At 44.6% G+C, this 4,162-nt stretch carries 2 protein-coding genes and 1 pseudogene (1 of these 3 running past the window's edge); all 3 read left to right on the top strand.

The genetic code is table 11. From position 1 onward, the window contains the following. The coding region (locus HQK80_14130; protein ID MBF0223336.1) for a BREX system P-loop protein BrxC at positions 1-1,929 on the top strand (1,929 nt) is incomplete at its 5' end. A 3-nt stretch (positions 1,930-1,932) separates the two neighbouring features. Then, positions 1,933-2,292: a hypothetical protein gene (locus tag HQK80_14125; protein MBF0223335.1), complete on the top strand. Its 360-nt coding sequence runs from the start codon at positions 1,933-1,935 to the stop codon at positions 2,290-2,292. Next, positions 2,289-4,162: pseudogene (locus HQK80_14120) on the top strand (RecQ family ATP-dependent DNA helicase); it runs 236 nt beyond the window's last position. Before HQK80_14125 ends, HQK80_14120 begins: the two are co-directional and overlap by 4 nt.

Genomic DNA, 4,162 nt, shown 5'->3' with positions numbered 1-4,162 from the left:
CTGGTTGAGAATCTCTCTGAAGGTTCGGCTGCCTTACGCGGACAGTTGCCCAAATTGCTGGACAAGTGCGAACTTCTGATGAAAGTTGGGGAAGAATACCGAATTCAGACCGAAGAAAGCACTGCTTGGATGGATGAATTTCAGAGTCAGCGTTCTGCTCTAGCTAACGAATCTCACCGTATAGAAGCTGAGCGTGATGACCGTATTCGCAAACGCTTTTCCTCAGTTATGGGTAAAATCACTCTTCTTCAGGGGAAGTCCAAGGTAACCAGAGAAGTATCGCCTGTTTTCGATTCTCAATTGCCTTCAGATTCTGCCAGTCGGATATGTGTCTGGGTGCGCGACGGCTGGAGTAGTGACGAAAATTCTGTTCGTGCAGATGCGCGTCAGGCGGGAAATTCTTCCTCTACCATATTTGTTTTTATACCCAAACGCTCAGCTGATGACCTGCGCCACCATCTTATAGATAGCAAGGCTGCCCGTGCCACCCTTGATAAACGAGGTGCACCCAATACACCAGAAGGTTCTGAGGCTCGTGCTGCAATGGAAACTACCTTTCAGACTTCTGAAAGTAAATTGGGGGAGTTGTTGTCCGATGCTTTCTCGGGGGCCAGAGTTTACCAAGGAGGCGGCAATGAGATTATAGGCAAAGATTTACAGCAAATGATACATGAGTCTGCGGAGAATGCACTGCAGAGACTATATCCAAAATTTCAAATGGCTGATCACATCGGTTGGTCAAAAGTATATGAAAAAGCTCAAAAAGGAGCACCCGATGCACTCAAAGCTGTAGGTGATGAAGGTGAACCTGACAAAAATCAAGTGTGTAAGGAAATTTTATCTTTTATAGCTGGTGGTAAGAAAGGCTGTGATATCCGTTCTCACTTTGAAGCGAATAATTATGGTTGGTCTCGCGATGCCGTTGATGGAGCACTTCAAGTTCTGCTAATTGCAGGACTTGTACGCTCGCAGGATGAAAGAGGTCAAGTAGTAGATCCCAAAGAAATAGAGCGGAAAAGTATTGGAAAATTTATTTTCAAGATGGAAGCTACCACGGTAACTACAGCCCAACGCATTCAGATTCGTAAACTCTACCAAAAGGTCGGTCTATCTTCTGTAAAGTCAGGCGAAGAGCTTGCTGAATCCACTAATTTTCTACAGAAAATGTTTGAACTGGCAGAACAAGCAGGAGGTGAAGCGCCCAAGCCGGAAAAGCCAAACACCTCTCGACTGGATGATATAAGGCGACTGGCAGGCAATGAGCGGTTGCTAGCTCTTTACAACTCAAAAGAAGAAATTGCTGATAATATCTCTGAGTGGAAGAAACACGCAGAAGTAATAGCAAAGAAATGGCCTGATTGGCTGACTCTCAGTCAATTGGCTCATCACGCTGAAGGGATAAAAGATGCTCAAGTGCTACTTTCTCAAATAGAACAACTTTGCAAAAATCGCCTGTTGCTGGAAGAGCCTGATGTTATCAGACCTATTTTAATCAGTCTCACGCAAATTCTGCGCCAGGAACTGGGAAAGTTAAAAAGTAGTTATGATCAAAAAACCGAAGCTGGAGAAGCAAGGTTGGAAGCTGACGAGAACTGGGTAAAACTTGAGGTTGAACAGCGCTACGCTCTGCGTAAACCTCATCAGTTAATTGAAGCTGCGGCACCGGTTCTTGAGCTCGAAAATTCTGAAAATGTTCTTAAAACCCTGAATGGCATATCTCTTTCCGCTCTTCGTGATCGCGTTGCCGCCATCGACGGTCGCTTTGAACAGGTGATACTGGATGCGGCAAAATTACTGGAACCAAAAGCTCAGGAGGTTCGCTTAGGTTCTCGAACCCTCAAAACAGAAAGTGAAGTTGATGATTGGTTGAGCGAGGTCCGTGCCGAATTACTCACTAAACTAAAAGACGGGCCAGTTCTGCCTCGTTAAATCATGACAAGCCTGCTTCAACTTCCAACTTTCTTTATACCTAGGTATGGTAAGTACCTGTTAGTCTTGTCGGAAGATACTAAAGATATCACTGATTCGACCGATCAAGTAACCGATCAAGTAACCGATCAAGTAAGAAAATTGATTTTAGCCCTGGACTACCAAGTCAAATCCTCTACGCAGCTAATGAAATTGCTTGAATTAAAGCACAGACCCAATTTCAGGCTTGATTATTTAACCCCCGCTCTGGATAAAGGCTGGCTGGAGCGAACCCAACCCGACTCACCCAACAGCCCTACTCAAAAATACCGACTCACTGACAAGGCCAAACGCTGGAAAGAGAGCCAAGGTCAAAATCCATGACAGACCTAAAGCTCCAGGCTCTTAATTACCTGCGAAAAGCGCTTGATAACCCCAGTGCCCTTTTTCGTGAGGGGCAGTGGGAGAGCATAGAGTGTTTGTTAAACAGAAAGCGAACTCTTGTGGTGCAAAGGACGGGTTGGGGAAAAAGCATGGTCTACTTTCTTGGAGCACGGCTGCTGCGTGACCAGGGCTATGGCACTAGTTTGCTTATATCCCCCCTGCTTTCCCTTATGCGCAATCAGCTTGAAGCGGCCTCGAGAATCGGCATACATGCAGAAACCATCAATAGCACTAACAAAGAAAATTGGGGTGATATTGTTTACCGTTTGCTGAGCAATAAGATAGATGTATTGTTGATTTCTCCTGAAAGGCTAGCCAATGATGATTTTCGTACCAAGGTTTTATCACCCATAGCCGGAAAAATAGGAATGCTAATTGTTGACGAAGCACATTGTATTTCGGACTGGGGGCATGATTTTAGACCGGATTATCGCAGAATTGTTCGTGTGCTGGGAGCCCTGCCTGAAAATGTGCCAGTGATTGCCACCACTGCAACTGCTAATAATAGAGTCGTTCAAGATGTTCAGCATCAGTTGGGAACAATGTCGAGATTGTCCGCGGTTCATTGATGCGAGAAAGCCTTACCCTGCAAAATATCAACATCCCCAGTCCTTCCGGAAGGATGGCTTGGTTGGCGCAAAATATCCCCCAGCTACCCTCCAGCGGAATAGTGTATACTCTCACCCAAAGGGACTGCGAAAGGGTTACAGAGTGGTTGCAAATCAATAATATTTCAGCCGAGGCTTACCATGCCGGTATCGAAAACGAGGAGCATGATGTTCCTAAGAGGGAAGCTTTGGAACAGAAACTTTTAAATAACGAAATAAAAGTCCTTGTGGCGACGGTTGCACTGGGAATGGGTTTTGACAAGCCTGATCTTGGCTTTGTGATTCATTATCAAAGGCCATCTTCGGTTGTTCATTACTATCAGCAGGTTGGACGAGCGGGAAGAGCAGTAAAGAATGCCTATGGTATTTTATTATGCGGTGAAGAGGATGACCAGATAGCTAACTATTTTATTCAGAATGCCTTTCCTCCTCAGTCTAACATCTCCGCCATACTAGGGGTGCTGTTGGAATCAGACCATGGTCTATCTGTATATGAGATGCAAAAAAAACTTAATTTGAGTCAATCCAAAATCAATAGTACCATTAAGTATTTACAGGTTGAATCACCATCACCCATTACCAAAAATGGTACAAAATGGGTCGCTACCGCAACCGCTCACACCTACCGCATAGACCAGGCCAACATTGAGGCAATCACCGCACTCCGCAAAAACGAACAAAGAGAGATGCAAGAATATATGCAACACAATGATTGTTTGATGCTCTATTTGGCGCGAGCACTGGATAATCATCTGTCCAATAACTGTGGGAAATGCTATAACTGTAATCCTAATAATGCATTGTCTGAGAAAATAGAAGAACAGATTGTCAATCACGCCACAATCTTTTTGAAAAGAAGCCACTATACCATTGAGCCCAGAAAACAGTGGCCTATTTCTAACCTGTTTGAAATTTACTCATTTGGAGAAAAGAAGAGTATTTCAGAGGAATTACGATTTGAAGAGGGTAAAGCTCTTAGCTTATGGCGAGATGCGGGCTGGGGGCAACTTGTAGCCGAAGGAAAGTATGTTGACCAGCACTTAAGTGATTCATTAATAGATGCCTGCGTGGAGATGATAAAAAAATGGAAGCCAAACATCGACTGGGTGACCGCTATTCCCTCTCTCAATCGTCCTACACTGGTACCTGATTTCGCCGAAAGGCTAGCCAATGTGCTTAATATACCCTATTATCCTGTTGTC

Source organism: Desulfobulbaceae bacterium, assembly GCA_015231515.1.
GTDB lineage: Bacteria > Desulfobacterota > Desulfobulbia > Desulfobulbales > VMSU01 > JADGBM01.
This window is presented reverse-complemented; position numbering and strand designations above follow the sequence as displayed.